This is a genomic window from Janthinobacterium agaricidamnosum, assembly GCF_003667705.1.
In the GTDB taxonomy this organism is placed as follows: Bacteria; Pseudomonadota; Gammaproteobacteria; order Burkholderiales; family Burkholderiaceae_D; genus Janthinobacterium.
Genome location: NZ_CP033019.1, coordinates 913044 through 929238 on the forward strand (window position 1 = coordinate 913044; position 16195 = coordinate 929238).

15 protein-coding genes are annotated in these 16195 nt (G+C 63.1%); 10 read left to right on the forward strand and 5 right to left on the reverse strand.

The features are described 5' to 3' along the window. The first annotated feature begins 115 nt into the window (after positions 1–115). The 5 genes from D9M09_RS04050 (at position 116) to D9M09_RS04070 (ending at position 4047) form a co-directional block, all read left to right on the forward strand. Entirely contained in the window at positions 116–409 is a 294-nt protein-coding gene (locus tag D9M09_RS04050) for a DnaJ domain-containing protein (RefSeq protein ID WP_121668640.1), read from the forward strand. 215 nt (positions 410–624) lie between these two features. Beyond that, complete coding sequence (locus D9M09_RS04055) at positions 625–1137, forward strand: hypothetical protein (RefSeq protein ID WP_121668641.1); 513 nt, start codon at positions 625–627, stop codon at positions 1135–1137. Next, the gene (locus D9M09_RS04060) at positions 1127–1912 is read left to right on the forward strand and encodes a hypothetical protein (protein WP_099410539.1); all 786 of its coding nucleotides are present in this window, start codon (positions 1127–1129) and stop codon (positions 1910–1912) included. The genes D9M09_RS04055 and D9M09_RS04060 overlap by 11 nt, the downstream gene beginning before the upstream one ends. Positions 1913–1931: 19 nt before the next feature. Further along, positions 1932–2804 (forward strand): hypothetical protein, encoded by an 873-nt coding sequence (locus D9M09_RS04065; protein WP_070288596.1) that lies wholly within the window; start codon positions 1932–1934, stop codon positions 2802–2804. 283 nt (positions 2805–3087) lie between these two features. Continuing rightward, positions 3088–4047 (forward strand): IS110 family transposase, encoded by a 960-nt coding sequence (locus tag D9M09_RS04070; protein ID WP_121668350.1) that lies wholly within the window; start codon positions 3088–3090, stop codon positions 4045–4047. 92 nt (positions 4048–4139) lie between these two features. On the opposite strand, the gene D9M09_RS04075 is transcribed toward D9M09_RS04070, so the two are convergent. Beyond that, entirely contained in the window at positions 4140–5042 is a 903-nt protein-coding gene (locus D9M09_RS04075; RefSeq protein ID WP_121668642.1) for a LysR family transcriptional regulator, read from the reverse strand. 103 nt (positions 5043–5145) lie between these two features. Between D9M09_RS04075 and D9M09_RS04080 the strand changes: the two genes are divergently transcribed. Next, positions 5146–6426 carry an MFS transporter gene (locus tag D9M09_RS04080; protein WP_240453549.1) on the forward strand — a complete coding sequence of 427 codons (1281 nt, stop codon included), beginning with the start codon at positions 5146–5148 and terminating at the stop codon, positions 6424–6426. A 6-nt stretch (positions 6427–6432) separates the two neighbouring features. Here the strand turns inward: D9M09_RS04080 and D9M09_RS04085 are convergent, their stop codons facing one another. Then, the gene (locus D9M09_RS04085; protein WP_121668643.1) at positions 6433–7080 is read right to left on the reverse strand and encodes a hypothetical protein; all 648 of its coding nucleotides are present in this window, start codon (positions 7078–7080) and stop codon (positions 6433–6435) included. Positions 7081–7244: 164 nt separating this feature from the next. Between D9M09_RS04085 and D9M09_RS04090 the strand changes: the two genes are divergently transcribed. Next, positions 7245–7571, forward strand: coding sequence for a hypothetical protein (locus D9M09_RS04090; RefSeq protein ID WP_070221866.1), 327 nt, complete (start codon positions 7245–7247; stop codon positions 7569–7571). A 17-nt stretch (positions 7572–7588) separates the two neighbouring features. On the opposite strand, the gene D9M09_RS04095 is transcribed toward D9M09_RS04090, so the two are convergent. After that, positions 7589–8458 (reverse strand): LytR/AlgR family response regulator transcription factor, encoded by an 870-nt coding sequence (locus D9M09_RS04095; protein WP_121668644.1) that lies wholly within the window; start codon positions 8456–8458, stop codon positions 7589–7591. Next, complete coding sequence (locus D9M09_RS04100; protein WP_121668645.1) at positions 8455–9570, reverse strand: sensor histidine kinase; 1116 nt, start codon at positions 9568–9570, stop codon at positions 8455–8457. The genes D9M09_RS04095 and D9M09_RS04100 overlap by 4 nt, the downstream gene beginning before the upstream one ends. A 185-nt stretch (positions 9571–9755) precedes the next feature. Between D9M09_RS04100 and ugpQ the strand changes: the two genes are divergently transcribed. Further along, on the forward strand, positions 9756–10499 hold the full coding sequence (ugpQ, locus tag D9M09_RS04105) for a glycerophosphodiester phosphodiesterase (protein WP_121668646.1): 744 nt from the start codon (positions 9756–9758) through the stop codon (positions 10497–10499). A 107-nt stretch (positions 10500–10606) separates the two neighbouring features. On the opposite strand, the gene D9M09_RS04110 is transcribed toward ugpQ, so the two are convergent. Continuing rightward, positions 10607–12664, reverse strand: coding sequence for a TonB-dependent receptor domain-containing protein (locus D9M09_RS04110; protein ID WP_162995567.1), 2058 nt, complete (start codon positions 12662–12664; stop codon positions 10607–10609). 159 nt (positions 12665–12823) lie between these two features. Between D9M09_RS04110 and D9M09_RS04115 the strand changes: the two genes are divergently transcribed. Then, entirely contained in the window at positions 12824–13270 is a 447-nt protein-coding gene (locus D9M09_RS04115; protein ID WP_121668647.1) for a Fur family transcriptional regulator, read from the forward strand. Positions 13271–13389: 119 nt separating this feature from the next. Next, on the forward strand, positions 13390–16002 hold the full coding sequence (gene alaS, locus D9M09_RS04120; RefSeq protein WP_121668648.1) for an alanine--tRNA ligase: 2613 nt from the start codon (positions 13390–13392) through the stop codon (positions 16000–16002). The last annotated feature ends 193 nt before the right edge of the window (positions 16003–16195 follow it).

A 16195-nucleotide genomic window follows, 5' to 3' on the forward strand; every position in this document is an offset into this window, starting at 1 on the left:
AGCGCTTTATAAGCACGTATTTGGCCCCATATCCCAGCATGCAAGCGACGCGGGCGCCGTTCTATAGGATAATTCGCCTTTAATTAGCAAACAAAACGTGACCCCGGAGCCATTTATGGAAAATTTGTATAACGTCCTCGGTGTCGCGCCCAATGCCAGCGACGATGAAATCAAGAAGGTTTACCGTTCGCTGGCCATGCGCTTCCACCCCGACCGCAACCAGGCCCCCGGCGCCGAGGCGCGCTTCAAGAGCGTCACCAAGGCGTATGAAATCCTGGCCGACCCGGCCAAGCGCGCCGAATACGACCAGAGCGTGAACCACCGCATCATCATCGATCCGGAAGCGGAAGCCTATGCCCTGTGGTGCGGCGTGTTCCGCCTTCACGGCACCGTCCTTCCTACGGACTGAGGGCGTCTCACATAACCTACTGCGCGTCGTGATTTGCGGCCTGCGATGCTCACCGTACTAAAGTACGGTTGCGCTTCTTAGGCCAACGGGGGCGCCGAGCCTCACTGCCGCTCGCTACGGTTGTGTGAGACGCGGTACAGTCCGGATGATTTTAAAAACAACAACAACGGCGCTTTTAATGTAACAGCGCCGCGCATCACATTGGAAAGCACAGCATGAGAAGAGTACACCCTGAATTCGCGTACCAGTCGCGCGAGCTGGAAGGCCAGATCGACGGCATCCTTGGCGACCCGCCGAACCGCAAGAACTACAAAAGCATGGTCGACGCGCTGGTGAGCGAGTACGCGAGCGGCGGCGGCATCGAAGACGTGAACATGCTGGCCTTCGCGCTGGTCGATCACATCACCTTCAGCGACCCGAAGGGCTTGCTGGCCGAAAGCGAAGACTACGAGTTCGGCGACCCGTCCCGCGTGTTTTCCATGGCCGCGTGCGCCGCGCCGGAAGCGGCGAAGATGTACGCCGCCATCGAAGAGAGCTTCCCCGACCTGGCGCGCCAGGCCATCATCACGGCTTTCCTGCACAAGAACCCGCGCCTGTGGGACGACGACGACCAGTCGCTCGACCAGCTGGCCGCCAATGACGACGGCGACGACGAGATTGATGAAGACGAAGCCACCGACGATTTCGCCCAGATGTTTGACCAGGATGGAGATGACCATGGCCGATAATGAACAAAAAAGTAACCTGCCCGCGCTGACGAAGCAGGTCACGGAATTGGTGCTGTCCGGTTCGCTGGGCCACGCCGAGCAGGCGTTTGCGGACGCGGCCGACCAGTACGGCGACCTGGCCGTGGTGGAAGTGCTGAGCGCCATCCCGCCGCAAGTGACGGCCCTGCACCTGGCCGGCTTCGACGGCGGCAAGATGTCGCTGGCCACCTTGCTGGTGCCGCCCAAGGCCTGGGCCGACAGCCTGGCCTTCATCGCCGCCACCTGGAGCGATGACCAGATCGAGGATGATCCGGAACGCATCGCCGAAGCGCTGTTCGCGCACATCCACGGCGTGGTGTTTTCCACCGACGACGCCGAGCGCCGCCGCGAGCTGCTGCTGGAAGCATCCGCCACCGACTGGGGCGCCACGGCGTTCGCCATTTTGTTCTCGATGGCGCCGAAGGAAATCCTCGAAGTGGCGGGAGAGATCGTCATCAAGGGACCGTACGTGACGGGCGTGACGTCGTCCGACAACGATATCGTGCCGCTGGCCATCGAACTGGCGCAAGCGAATGAAGACGGCTGGGATCGCTCGCTGTTCGAACTGTTCCCCGACTTCCGCCACAGCGCCGACCTGGCCGACGCGGAATACTCGGACGACCCGGATGAAGAACCGACCATGTTGCAGCGCAGTACCAAGGAATTGCTGTACCGTCTGCGCAAGCAAGTGCCGAGCACGCGCAGCGCGCCGCGTTCCAGCACGCGCCGCAGCCTGGGCACGGGCATCTTCTCGTAATGAAAGCAGGGAATCACTAATGCTGCCAGCAATTGTTGTAGAGAATCTTCCGCGCCTCGTGCGCGCCATCAAGCTGTTGCCGGGCGACCCGCGCGAAGACGCGGCGCTGAACCTGGCCGACGAATTGACGGGCATCACGGCCATGGTGGCCGAGAAGTTCACGAATGAGCGCACGGCCGACGGCATCCAGAAGGCGCTGTACCTGACTGTGGGCGGCGTGTCGCTGGGCCTGGAGCAGGCCGTCACGCATGAGGGCGACCAGGCCGCCCTCGACTTTCTTGTCGAGCACGGCGCCGAGCACGCGTTTCAGGTCGGCTTTCGCCTGATCAAGGACCTGTCGCAGCTGCCGGAAGACGCCCTCGTCGGCGAATACGACCAGGACCCCGTCTACCTGCAGCGCCGTTTGCGCGAGCTGTTCATCGATATTTGCCAGGCCGACCCGAACCAGAACTGGGCCGGCTATGAAAAGTATGCGTTGCAGTTGCAACAGCGCAAGGAAGTGCAAGCCGTCGTGCGCCTGGCCGGCTGGCTGCGCCGTCACCACGACAACGGCCCCGTCAGCGACAGCGATTTGAATGCCGAGGGCGTCATCGCCCTGGCCATCATCTTCGCCATCGAAGGCGGCGGGCGCATCGTGGCGCGCACGGGGCAAAAGGAGTTTGAACGTTTCGTGCGTTCCGTGCGCAAGAACAAGCCCGACTTCGAGGAAGGCTGGGCCGCCCTGGTGGCCAAGGTGCCCGTGCAGCACCATCCGGTGTTGCTCGACCGCATCGCGTCCTACCGCCGCAGCTGCACCGTCGTGCAGAAAATCCTCACGCGGGCCAGCATGAAGAGCCTGTTCGAGGACCTGGAGAATTACGCGGGTTCCGAGCTGGATGCGGATTATTCGTGACCGCTGGTGTCGGATGACGCGGCGGCTTCGCCACCGCTAATCCGACCTTGTATTATTCCCCTCATGCCGTTCGTGGTATTGCGAACGGTATCGACCGCTGTCAAAATCTTGATAGGCATATCAAGACCGGGTAACTGGATGCCGTATCCGCCCTTAGGCCCCGAGCCAGCTCCGTAGATCTCGCACCAGTTACCCATCCTCCATGTCAAGATCGGACAGTATCTTTGGCACCGGCATGCCGGTTAGCCCGCATTTGCAAGGTAGATCGCAAGAGGACCACAGCATGTTTAATTTAGGAATCGACGTTGCCAAGGCCAAGCTCGACTGCGCGCTGCGCCTGCCCAACGGCAAGCATCGTAACAAGGTTGTCGAGAACAACCACCAAGGATTCACCGCGCTCCACGCATGGCTGCTGAAGCATGCTGCCGGCAGCCCCAGGGTGTGCATGGAAGCGACGGGCACGTATTGGGAAGGGGTTGCCGAATATCTCGCTGGACTTGGCATGGTGGTCAGTGTCATCAATCCAGCCCAGATCAAGGCCTTCAGCGCTTCACGCCTGGTGCGCACCAAGACCGACAAGGTCGACGCACAGCTGATCGCCGACTTCGCCCATGAACGCCAGCCAGAGCCCTGGCAGGCGCCATCGCCGGCCGAGCAATCGCTGCGCGCGCTGGTGCTGCGCCTCGATGCCTTGCAAGCGATGCGCCAGCAGGAAAGCAACCGGCTTGAAGTGGCGCGCGCGGCGGTACGCCAGGGTATCGAGGATCATATTGCCTGGCTCGACGCCGAGATCAAGGCGCTGATCCTGGCGATCCGCCGTCATATCGATGACGACCCGGATTTACGCGGCAAGCGCGAATTGCTCGATAGCATCCCTGGCCTGGGCGAGCGCACGATTCCCGTGCTGCTGTCCTACTACGCCAATCCTGAGCGCTTCGACAGCGCCAAGCAGGCGGTGGCGTTTGCGGGCCTCGATCCGCGCCAGCACGAGTCAGGTTCCAGCGTGCGTGGCAAGCCACGCATGTCGAAGGTCGGCCACAGTTTCCTGCGCAAGGCACTGTACATGCCGGCCATGGTGGCAGTGCATAAGACGCCTTGGGGCAAGCGCTTCGGTCAGCGTCTGCGTGACGCCGGCAAAGCGCCCAAGCTGATCATCGGCGCCATGATGCGCAAGCTGGTGCACGTGGCATTCGGCGTGCTCAGGTCGGGAAAAATATTTGATCCGGCCTTGCACGCCGCTTGACGGGGATAACAGTATCTACGCCGGCGCGCGTCCTGTAGTCCAGTAGGTCGGCTTAGCTACGGCACAGCCGCAGCGTAAGCCGACACGCCGGCCTACGCTCCCCCTTCCATGGCCGCTTCCTCGGCCAGCTTGACGAATGCCGCCACCAGCGGCGACGTCTCTTCTTCCCGTTGTGCAAGTAACAAGCTGGTCGTCGCCTGCGGGTCGGCGATGGGGCGGTAGCACACGCCATCCATGCGGATGCGGTCGAACGAGGCGGGCAGCACGGAAATGCCGCAGCCGGCCGCCACCAGGCCGATGATGGTCGATGCTTCGCCCGCTTCCTGCGTGACCTGGGGCACGAAGCCTGCGGCCTTGCACAGTCGAAAAATCTGCGGATAAATCCCCGTGCCCGCATCCCTGGGATACATGACAAAGCCTTCGCCCGCCATGTCGGCAATCGCGATGCTGTCCTTGGCCGCCAGCGCGTGGGCGACGGGCAGCACGAGGAACAGCGGGTCTTGCCGCAATTCGGTCAGGCGGATGTCGTCCGGGTACGTCGTTTCCGGCGGGCGCACGAAACCCAGGTCCATCGTCCTGCCCGAGATCGCTTCCAGTTGATGCAATGTCGCCATTTCATGCAGGGTCAAGGTGACGTGCGGGAATTGCTGGCGGTAGCGGTTGATGACGGTCGCGAAGTAGGGTGTGAACGGCGTGGAAAAGGTAAAACCGATGCGCAATTCGCCCGCTTCGCCCCGCTGTGCCCGGCGCGCCGTGACGGCCGCCTGTTCCGACAGGGCCAGGATGCGCCGCGCATCGTCGAGAAACAGCGCGCCTGCCTGCGTCAGCCGCACGGAGCGCTTGTTGCGCTCGAACAACTGCGCACCGAGTTCCGCCTCCAGCGCCTGGATTTGCTGGCTCAGCGGCGGTTGGCCGATGTGCAGGCGCTCGGCCGCGCGTGTGAAGTGCAGCTCTTCGGCAACGGCGACAAAGTAACGGAGGTGGCGCAGTTCCATATAAGTAATATTTTAAAAGTATGAGTTGGGCCTTGAATATATATTGGACGATATGATTTGGCAATCCTAAGATGAAGACTCGCTTCCTTTCCGAAACACGGCCATGTCTGATTCATCGCTTGCCTTTGCCCCCGCCACCTCGTCTGCCATCCCGGTTTCTCCCGCCGCACCCGCGCCCCGCACGGCCATCGCCAAGGGCTCGATCGAATTCAAGCGCAGCAACCGCGCCCTGTTCTTCGGCGGCTTTTCCACCTTCAGCCTGCTGTATTGCATACAACCACTGTTCCCGCTGCTGTCGCAGCAGTTTCATCTGACGCCCGCGCAAAGCAGCTGGTCGTTGTCCGTGTCGAGCGGCTTGCTGGCCATCTCCTTGGTGCTGCTCAGTGCCGTGTCGGACCGGGTCGGGCGCAAGCCGCTGATGGTGGCATCGATGTTTTCCGCCGCGATATTGACGATCTTGTCCGCCTTCGCCCAGGATTATGCGCAACTGCTGGCCATCCGCGCCGCGCTGGGCATTGCCTTGGGCGGCATGCCGGCCGTGGCCATGGCTTACCTGGGCGAGGAAATCGAGGGGCCGTCGCTGGGACTGTCGATGGGCTTGTATATTGCAGGCAGTGCGTTTGGCGGCATGTCGGGACGCCTTATCGCTTCCATGCTCAGCGATTTCCTGTCGTGGCGCTGGGCCCTGGGCGTGCTGGGCGTGGCCGGCGTGCTGGCGGCGGCGGAATTCTGGCGCAGCCTGCCCGCGTCGAAAAATTTCGAGCCCAGTACCAAAGGCTGGAATGCGCTGCCGCACGCGATCAAGCAACATTTTTCCGACCAGGGCTTGCCATGGCTGTTCTGCCTGGCTTTCGTGCTGATGGGCTGTTTCGTCAGCCTGTATAACTACATCGGCTACCGCCTGCTGGCCGCGCCATTTGGCTTGCGCCAGAGCACCGTCGGTTTGCTGGCCTTTCTGTACCTGATCGGCATCTTCAGTTCCGTGTGGGCGGGCCGCCTGGTGGACCGGCTGGGGCGCCGGGGTGTGCTGTGGATCATGCTGTCGGTGATGCTGTCCGGCATAGTATTGACCCTGTTCGATTCGCTGCCGCTGATCGTCATCGGCATGGCACTGGCTACCTTCGGCTTCTTTGCCTCGCATTCGATCGCCAGCAGCTGGGTCAGCCGCCGCGCCCGCGCGCCGCAGGCGCTGGCCTCGGCCTTCTATCTGCTGTTCTATTATTTGGGGTCAAGCCTGATCGGTTCGGCCTCGGGCATGATGTGGGGCTTCGACGGCTGGACGGGCGTCATCATCATGCTGGGCGTATGCCTGGGCGGCGGCGTGCTGATCGCCTTGCGCCTGCGCCATCTGCAGCCGCTGGGCGCGCGCGAAGCGGTGGGCTGAGCCCGGCTATTTGGGGCAGTTGCCGATCATCGTTTCCCCCTGCTTGCCCGCGCGCGTGGTCACGCACAAGGTGCCCAGCGCGCTGGTGATTTTATACGTGCGGCTGCCCCTGGCCTCATTCGCGCCCACTTCCTCGATTTTCGATGCCTCGTACCATTTCGGCGGCACGGCTGCGTAGGCTTCGGCAAAGCCTTGCTGCATGCGCTTGAAGGCGGTGTCGTCCAGTTTCTGTTCTCCCCGCTTCGGGAATTCCTTGCGTAAATCCTTGTCGATCTTGCCCACGTCGCGCTTGGCTTGCGCCAGGATATCGGCGGCGCTGGGCGCTGGCGGCGCCGTGATCGCTTCCGCCATTGCCGGTGCTGGCGCCGGCTCGGCGGCGGGCGGGGGCAGGGGGCGGCTGACGGGTGCCGGTATGGTTCGGCGCGGCACATGTTCAGCGGCCGGTTTTGCGCTGCGCAAGGCTATCGGCTTGGGCGGCGCAGGGGGCGTGTGGCGCAGCCAGGCGATGGCCGGGCCCTGCGGCAAGTGCTCGTCAACGGCAAGGCGGGGGCGCGACTGCAGGATCACATAGGCCAGCCCCGCGTGCAGCAGGACGATCAGCAGCAGGCCGGGAGCGCGGCGGGGCAGGGGTGGCAGCGAGGTCATGGAGGGCATGGTGGTTCAGGTACGCCAATGTATCTGAAGGATTTGATAATTATCTAGAATGTCACAAGCGCTTACAAAAAAGTGCACCATGGAAATTTCAACGCCATGGCGCGTGGCGGGGAACCTTGGGCCGGCCTGACGATCCAACTCTCGATACCATGGGAGGACAGATCATGATGCAGGTAAAGGAAGTGGCACGGCGCTTTGGCGCCATCGAACACGCGATCGGCCAGGCGGCCCAGTTGTGCGGCAAGCAGCAGGGCATGCCGATGGACTTGAAGGATTGCATCAATCAGCTGGACCAGCAAAAGAGCGCCGTGCGGCAAGCCATCGACACGCAGGACGATGCGCGCATCCGCCAAGCCGTCGACCAGATGGAATCGCTGGGCGACCGCGCCAAACGGGCGTGCGGCACGGCGACCAGCGTGACGCCGGAAATGAAGAGCGCCGTGCTCAAGGTCCACGATGAACTATCGGACCTGAAGCATCAGCTCCACTAGAACCTGGCTCCTGCGCGCTACATCTGCCGGAACAGATGGGCATATAAAGGGCTGACACGCAGTTGCGCCGGATGCTGGCGTAGGGTCAGCGACAGCTTGCCCGCCTCGTCGCGCACGGCCGTGGCGATGGCGCTGGCATTGACGATGGTGCCCCGGTGGATTTGCCAGAATTGTTGCGGGTCCAGCTGGGGCAAAAGTTCCTTCAGGCTCGTGCGTATCAGCGCTTCGCTGTCCTGGCACACGACGTTGATGTATTTGTCCAGCGCCTCGAAATACACGACGTCGGCCAGCGCGATCATGCGCACGCTGTTGCCTACGGCCGCCCGTATCATTTGCAGGCGCGGCGCGGGCGGCACCATGGCCTGCAACTGGGCCAGCAGTCGGGCCAGGTTGTCGTCGCTGGGGGCCGCTGTGACGGTTGCCACCACCGGCGCCGCCGCAGTGGCTGCCGCCGCTGCCGCCGCTGGCGTTGCTCTCCCGCTGGCGCCGGCGCTGTCGCGCAGGCGTTGCTGCAAGCGTTCCACCGTCTTGGCCAGGCGCGCATCGTTGACGGGTTTTAAGACGTAATCGGCGGCCGCGTGCTCGAAGGCGGCCAGCGCATATTCGTCGTAGGCGGTAACAAACACGATGTGAGGGAACGCGATGCCGTCCGGCCACTGTTCGGCCAGCTCTTCGGCCGCTTCCAGGCCCGTCTTGCCCGGCATCTTGATGTCGAGAAATAGAATGTCGGGCTGCAGCGCCAGGCCTTGCTGCAAGGCTTCCACGCCATTGGCGCAGGTGGCAACGATGTCGAGTTCCGGCCATAGCCGGCGCAGGGCATGCGCGAGGGCGGCGGCGAGTATGGGTTCGTCTTCGGCGATCAGGGCGCGCGGGGTGGAACTGGTCATGGCGTGGGGCTCGTGGTGGTGGAGTGTATCGGTAAGTGAAGGCGGGCGATGACGCCTGCCGGTGTGTTGGGGGCCAGCGACAGGCTGGCGGCTTCGCCATGCATGCCGTGCAGGCGTTCGCGGATATTCGCCACCCCCAGCTGCGTGCCCTTGGTCTGGCCCGGATGGTCGAGGCCCAGGCCATCGTCGCTGACGGTCAGCACCAGCGCGCCGCCGTCCGTGGACGCCTGCACGTGGATATGGCCGCCTTCGATCTTCGGTTCCAGGCCGTGCTGGATGGCATTTTCCACCAGCGGCTGCAGCAGCATGGGCGGCACCTTGATATCGCGCAAGGCCTCGGGCAAGTCCAGCGCATAGCTCAGGCGCGCACCCATGCGTATCGACATCAGTCCCAGGTAGGCTTGCATCAGGGAAAACTCCTGCGCGAGGGTGGTGGACCCGGCGCGCGAGGAACTCAAGGTGGCGCGCAGGTACTGGATCAGCTGGTCGAGCAGCAGCTGGGCGCGGTCCGGATCAAAGCTGATCAGGCCCTGCAGGTTGGCCAAGGTGTTGAACAGCATGTGCGGCTCGATCTGCGCCTGCAGCAGTTGCAGCTGCGCCTGCATGGCTTGGCGCGCCACGGATTCGGCGCGGGCCTTTTCCTCGGCGGCCACCATTTGCAGCCGGGCAATCTTTTCGCGGCTGGAGAAAAACAGCACGGCGCCGCCCGTGGCCAGCAGGGTGAACACGAGCGTGCCCATCATTTGCGTGGGCAACAGCTTGTCGAAGCCGCCCACGTCCACGCCCGTCAGCCAGCCGAACAGAACCAGGCCCAGCATTTGCGCCACGGGCACGGATAGCAGGATGATGAGCATGAAGGGCAGGAGTCTGGGCCGCTGGTCCGCACCCCATAAAGTCAGGCGCATGCCGTCGATCAGCAGGAAGGCGATCGTGCCGATGCACATCGAGGCGATCAGGTTTTGTCCGAAATGGCTGCCCGGATTGAGGATGAAGGTAATGACCAGCGCGCAGATCGCGTTCAGCACCAGCGCATAGCGAGAGTCGAGCAGCATGCGGTAGTAGGGAAAGCGGCGTCTGGCGGGGGCGTGGGCGGAAGGGGCGTCGGAGTTCATGGAAGTGTCTGCTGGTAGCGATGGGGCATTGTGTGCCAGCGCAGGCCAGGGCGCAACAGGGCTGCGACGAAACGGTGCCGGCGCGTCGCCATTCGCAGCATCGCGCCGCCAAACGGAGCCGCTTTACTTTTCACGATGGGCGCGGGATAGTATGGCAAGACAGTCTTTGCTATAAAGGAATCCTCATGTGGCCCTATCCACGCACCCTGGCGCACCGTGGCGGCGGCACCCTGGCGCCTGAAAACACCCTGGCCGCCCTGCGCTGCGGCCTGGCCTACGGCTACCGCGCCGTGGAATTCGACGTCATGCTGGCGTCCGACGGCGTGCCCGTCGTCGTGCACGACCCCGAGCTGGGCCGCACGGTGGCCGGCAGCGGCCACGTCAACGATTACACGGCCGCACAGCTGGGAACGATGGAGGCGGGCGCCTGGTTCGGCCCGCATTTTGCGGGCGAGGGCGTGCCCACGTTCGAGGCCGTGGCGGCGTATTGCAAGGCGCAGCACATCTGGATGAATATCGAGATCAAGCCGGCGCCCGGCTTCGACGTGCCGACGGGCGAGACGGTGGCGCGGGCCACGCGCGATTATTTTGCAAAGGAAATTTCTGAAGGAGAGTTATTGCCCTTGCTCTCGTCGTTCAGCATCGCCGCTCTGGAAGCGGCGCGCCAGGCGGCCCCGGAACTGGCGCGCGGCTGGCTGGTCGAACAGATACCGGAAGATTGGGCGCGCACGGCGAAGGAACTGGACGTGGTGGCGCTCCATTGCGACCACCAGCAGCTGACGCCGGAACTGGCGCGAGAGGTCAAGGAGGCGGGATACGGACTGTTTTGCTACACCGTCAACACGCCGGAACGGGCCAGTGAACTGCTGGCCTGGGGCGTGGATGGTTTTTGCACGGACAGGATCGATATTATTCCATCCATGGCGTAGGTCGGATTAACGGGGCAAAGCCCCGCGTAATCCGACAACATTGTTGACGTTATTGGTGTTGTCGGCTTACGCGCTTGCGCGCTAAGCCGACCTACGTTTCAAGCAGCTTAGAAAGTCACGCGCATGCCGACGGTGACATTGCGCCCCGTCAAAGGCGCCGCATTCTTGATGAACGAGGTGTGGCTGTACGCCAGCTCATTCGTCAGGTTGTTCGCTTTGATGTAGAACTGGGCCGGCGTGGTGCCGATGCGCGTGTCGTAGTTGGCGGACAGGTTCAGCATGTTGTAGCCCGGGGTTGCCGTTTCGAACGCGGCCACCTTGTCTTGCTTGCCCACGCGGTAGAACTCGGCCACGCCGCTCCACGCCTGCCAGTTGGCGTCGACCTTCACGCCAAAACGCTGGGCCGGGATGCGCGGCAAGTTGCCACCATCGTTGGCCAGCTTGGCCCGCACGTAGTCGCCGAACACGCTGGCGCCGAACATGGGGTTCAGTTGCTGGCGCACTTGCCCTTCCACGCCCGTGAACGTGGCGTCGCGCTGGGCGTACTGGATCAGCTGGAAGCCTTCATGGCTGTCCAGCGTGCTGCCGAAGATGTAGTTGTCGACCTTGTTGCGGTAGGCGCTGGCCGAGAAGGTCGTGGCGCCCGCATATTTGCGCAAGGTCAAGTCGATATTGTTCGACGTTTCCTTGCCCAGGTTTTGATTGCCCAGTTCATACGTGGCCGTGGCCATGTGCACGCCGTGCGCATACAGTTCCTCGGCGCTGGGCAGGCGGTGGGTGCGCGAAATGGTCGAACCGAGCGAATACTGGGGCGCGAATTTCCACACGGCGCCCAGCGAGACCGACGTGCCCTTGGCGCTGCGGTCTTGCAGGGTGGCGCTATCGACCGCGATGTCTTGCCACTCGTGGCGCAAGCCCGCTTCGAAGCGCCATTGGTCGAGCTTGTATTCTTCCACCAGGAAGGCCGCGTGTTTCTTCGTGACCGTCGGCGCCACGTAGGCTTCCTCGCCCAGGGCAGAGAAATCGCGCTTCGACGTTTGCAGGCCGACCACGCCGCGCCAGCCGAAGACGGGATGGTGTTCCATTTCCAGGCGCGCGTCGTGGCCCTTGTTTTTAAATGTGGTGGCGATTTCCGTGCCTTCGATTTCATCGTGCTTGTAATCGGTGAACGACGCGCGCAGGCGCAGCTTGGCGAAGCCGGGCACGGGGTCGCGCAATTCGCCGCGCACATCCCAGCGCTCGCTCTTCAGTTTCACGTAGGGCACGGCGCCATTTTCGTGGTCGTGGTCATGCTCGTCTTCGTCGCCATGGTCGTGGCCCTCGTGGCCGCCGCAGTGCAAGTGCGTGCCATGCGGGTGGCAGCTCTCGAATTCATGGTTGTGGCCAGGCAAGCCGTATTCCGCATGCTGGCTGGTGAAGGCCAGGCCCAGGAAGCCGCGTTCACCCACCCACGACACGCCCACGCTGCCCGTGTCCGTCTTGTTGTAGCTGCCGGCCACTTTGGAGCCGCCTTCCCAGCCGCTACCGACCTTGTATTCCTTCGCATCGCGCTTGACGCCTTCCGCGTGGAAGGCGATGTTGCCGGAGCCGCCAGTCACTTCAAAGGCGCCCGCCTTGTCGCGCGCTGCCGAGTTGGCGCGTACTTCCGCGCTGCCTTCGAAGCCCTTGGCCGGCACGCGGGTGGGGATTTTCTTGTCGATCACATTGACGACGCCGCCGACGGCACCGCCGCCGTAGGCCAGCGCGGACGGGCCGCGCAAGACTTCAATCTGTTCCGACAGCATCGGTTCGGCCGCGACGGCATGGTCGGGGCTGATGGTCGACGCATCCTGCACTTCGGCGCCATCGGACAGGATCTTCACACGGGGACCATCCATGCCGCGGATGATGGGGCGGCTGGCGCCGGCGCCGAAATGGCTGGACGTGATGCCGGGCTGGCCGGCCAGGGTTTCGCCCAGGGTCGCCTCGCGGGCGCGCACCAGTTCCTCGCCTTCCAGTACGGTCACGGGCGTGCTCATGTCGTCGCTGCCCAGGGCCAGTGCGCTGGCCGAAACGGTGACGGCAGGCAAGGTGGTGGCCTGTTGCGCCAGGGCGCTGGCGGGGGCGGCAAAGGCCAGCATGATGGCCAGCGCGAGGGGAGTGGGTTGGTGAGGACGGACGGACATGGGCAAGAATTCCTTTATCAGCTATCGGTGTTGGCAGGGTTGGGGCAGCGCATGAACAGGAAATAGCCTGCCCTAAGATGATAATGATAACCCATTATCATTAATGCGTGGCAGTTTTTCCGGGCAGTAGATACAGGCGGATGGTGTATTCTGTCGGCTATGGAACGCACAACACGTCAAAAAACCGCTATTCAAGCCGCCATCGAGTCGGCCCAGCGCCCCCTGTCGGCGCAGGAAATCCTCGAACAGGCCAGCTTGCAGGTGACGCAGCTGGGCATCGCCACCGTTTACCGCAACTTGAAGTCCTTGGTGCTGGAGGAAAAGGTGCACGTGGTGACCTTGCCGGGCGAAAACCCGCGCTACGAGTCGAACACGGCCGCCAATCACCACCACCACCATTTCCAGTGCACCACGTGCCAGCGCGTATTCGACGTGCATGACTGTCCGGGCGACTTGAAGCGCATGGCGCCGCAAGGCTTTGTCGTCGAGCGCCACGAACTGACCCTGTACGGCCGCTGCGCCGATTGCAATGCGGCCGCCGGCGTCAGTGCGGTCGCCGCCGGTGCCGCCCCGCACGCCTGCGCCAGCGGCCACGACCCGGCCTGAGCGGGCAGGCTGTCGATGTTGGCACGTGCGCAACAATGCCCGTGCCCGCCGTCAATGCAGCACCCCATATCACGTATAATCTTCCCTTTAAAGCTGCCGCCACTCTTTGCCAAAAAAACATGAAATCAACTGAAATCCGCGACAAGTTCCTCAAATTTTTCGAGTCCAAGGGCCATTCCATCGTCCGTTCCAGCTCCCTGGTGCCAGGCAACGATCCGACCTTGCTGTTGACGAACAGCGGCATGGTGCAGTTCAAGGATGTGTTTACGGGCACGGACAGCCGTCCGTACACGCGCGCCACCTCCGTGCAGCGCTGCGTGCGCGCCGGCGGCAAGCACAACGATCTGGAAAACGTCGGCTATACGGCGCGCCACCATACGTTCTTTGAAATGCTGGGCAATTTCAGCTTCGGCGACTATTTCAAGTGCGACGCGATCCAGTACGCATGGGAACTGCTGACCAAAGTGTACGGCTTGCCGGCTGACAAGCTGACCGTCACCGTCTACATCGAAGATGACGAAGCGTACGATATCTGGGCCAAGGAAATCGGCGTGCCCGTCGAGCGCATCATCCGCATCGGCGACAACAAGGGTTCGCGCTACGCTTCGGACAATTTCTGGCAGATGGCTGACACGGGCCCATGCGGTCCATGCACGGAAATCTTTTACGACCACGGCGCCGACATTCCTGGCGGCCCGCCGGGCTCGCCTGACGAAGATGGCGACCGCTTCATTGAAATCTGGAACCTCGTGTTCATGCAGTTCAACCGCGACGAAGCGGGCGTCATGCACAAGCTGCCCAAGCCGTGCGTAGACACGGGCATGGGCATGGAGCGCCTGGCCGCCGTGCTGCAGCACGTGCATTCGAACTATGAAATCGACCTGTTCCAGCACCTGATCAAGGCTGCCGCGCGCGAAACGGGCGCCACCGACCTGGAAAACAAGTCGCTGCGCGTGATCGCCGACCACATCCGCGCCGCCGCCTTCATGATCGTCGACGGCATCATCCCGGGCAGCGAAGGCCGCGCGTATGTTCTGCGCCGCATCATCCGCCGCGCCTTGCGCCATGGCCACAAGCTGGGCCAGACGAAACCGTTCTTCTACAAGCTGGTGGCCGATCTGGCCATCGAGATGGGCGGCGCCTATCCCGAGCTGGAAGAAGCGAAAGAAAACGTCGCCAACATGCTCAAGGCCGAGGAAGAGCGTTTCGGCGAAACCCTGGAAACGGGCATGAAAGTGCTGGAAGCGCAGCTGGCCAAGGATGCCACCGGCATCGACGGCGCCACCGCTTTTACTTTGTACGAAACCTACGGCTTCCCGCCGGACCTGACGGCCGACATCTGCCGCGAACGCAATATCACGTTCGACCAGGTGGGCTACGATGCGGCCCTGAAGGAAAGCCAGGAGCTGTCGCGCAAGGGCGGCAAGACGCACAAGGACAGCAAGGTCGAGTACACGGGCGAGAAAAACAAATTCGTCGGCTACGACCAGTTGACGTTCAGCAGCAAGGTCGTCGCGCTGTACGCGGCCGGCACGCAGGTAGCTGAACTGAAGGCGGGCCAGGACGGCATCGTCGTGCTCGACACCACGCCGTTCTACGCGGAATCGGGCGGCCAGGTGGGCGACCAGGGCGTGATCGCCTCGGGCGCCGGCAGCTTTGCCGTCAACGACACCCTGAAAATCCAGGCCGACGTGTTCGGCCACCACGGCGTGCTGGAGTCGGGCGTGCTGAAGGTGGGCGATGCCGTCTCGGCCGAAGTCGACACGGCCAAGCGCGCGCGCACCATCCGCAACCACTCGGCCACGCACCTGATGCACAAGGCCTTGCGCGAAGTGCTGGGCAGCCACGTGGCGCAAAAGGGTTCGCTGGTCGACCCGGATAAGACCCGTTTCGACTTCAGCCATAATGCGCCGATGACGGCCGAGCAAATCGCCGCCGTGGAAACGATCGTCAACAAAGAGATCCTGGAAAACCGCGCCACGCAAGCCCATTTGATGTCGTTTGACGACGCCGTCAAGCATGGCGCGATGGCTCTGTTCGGCGAGAAATACGGCGACGAAGTGCGCGTGCTCGACATCGGCAGCTCGAAAGAGCTGTGCGGCGGCGTCCACGTGCAGCGCACGGGCGACATCGGCCTGTTCAAGATCATCGGCGAAAGCGGCGTAGCCGCCGGCATCCGCCGCGTGGAAGCGGTGACGGGCGAGGGCGCGCTGGCGCTGGTGCAAACCATCAACCGCCGCCTGGTCGAAGCGGCCAGCGCCCTGAAGGCGCAGCCGGAAGAATTGACGGCCCGCATCGTCCAGGTGCAGGACCACGTGAAGGCGCTGGAGAAGGAACTGGCCGCGCTGAAATCGAAACTGGCGTCGGGCCAGGGCGATGAGCTGGTCACGCAAGCCGTCGATGTCAACGGCATCAAGGTGCTGGCGGCCGTGCTGGACGGCGCCGACGTGGCCCGTCTGCGCGAAACTATGGATAAGCTGAAGGACAAGCTGAAGACGGCCGCCATCGTGCTGGCCAGCGTGGCCGACGGCAAGGTCAGCCTGATCGCCGGCGTGACGGCGGACGCGACTTCCAAGGTCAAAGCGGGCGAGCTGGTGAACTTCGTTGCACAGCAAGTGGGCGGAAAAGGCGGCGGACGCCCCGATATGGCGCAGGCTGGCGGCACCGATCCGAGCGGCCTGGCGGACGCCCTGGCCGGCGTACCGGCCTGGGTCGGCGAACGCGCAAAATAAGGCGTAAGCTAGAAGGCATGCGGGGTTTTCGCCCCACAGCCCCTTGAAAACGGCCCGCAGACGGTGTTTGCGGGCCGTTTTGCCGTGTGGAATCTCGTTGTGACACCACAACAGCCGATGAACTATTTTGGTGCAGCGCGTCAATGCCCCTGATTTAGAGTAGTATGTCGAAAATCAGTACAACAAAACAATG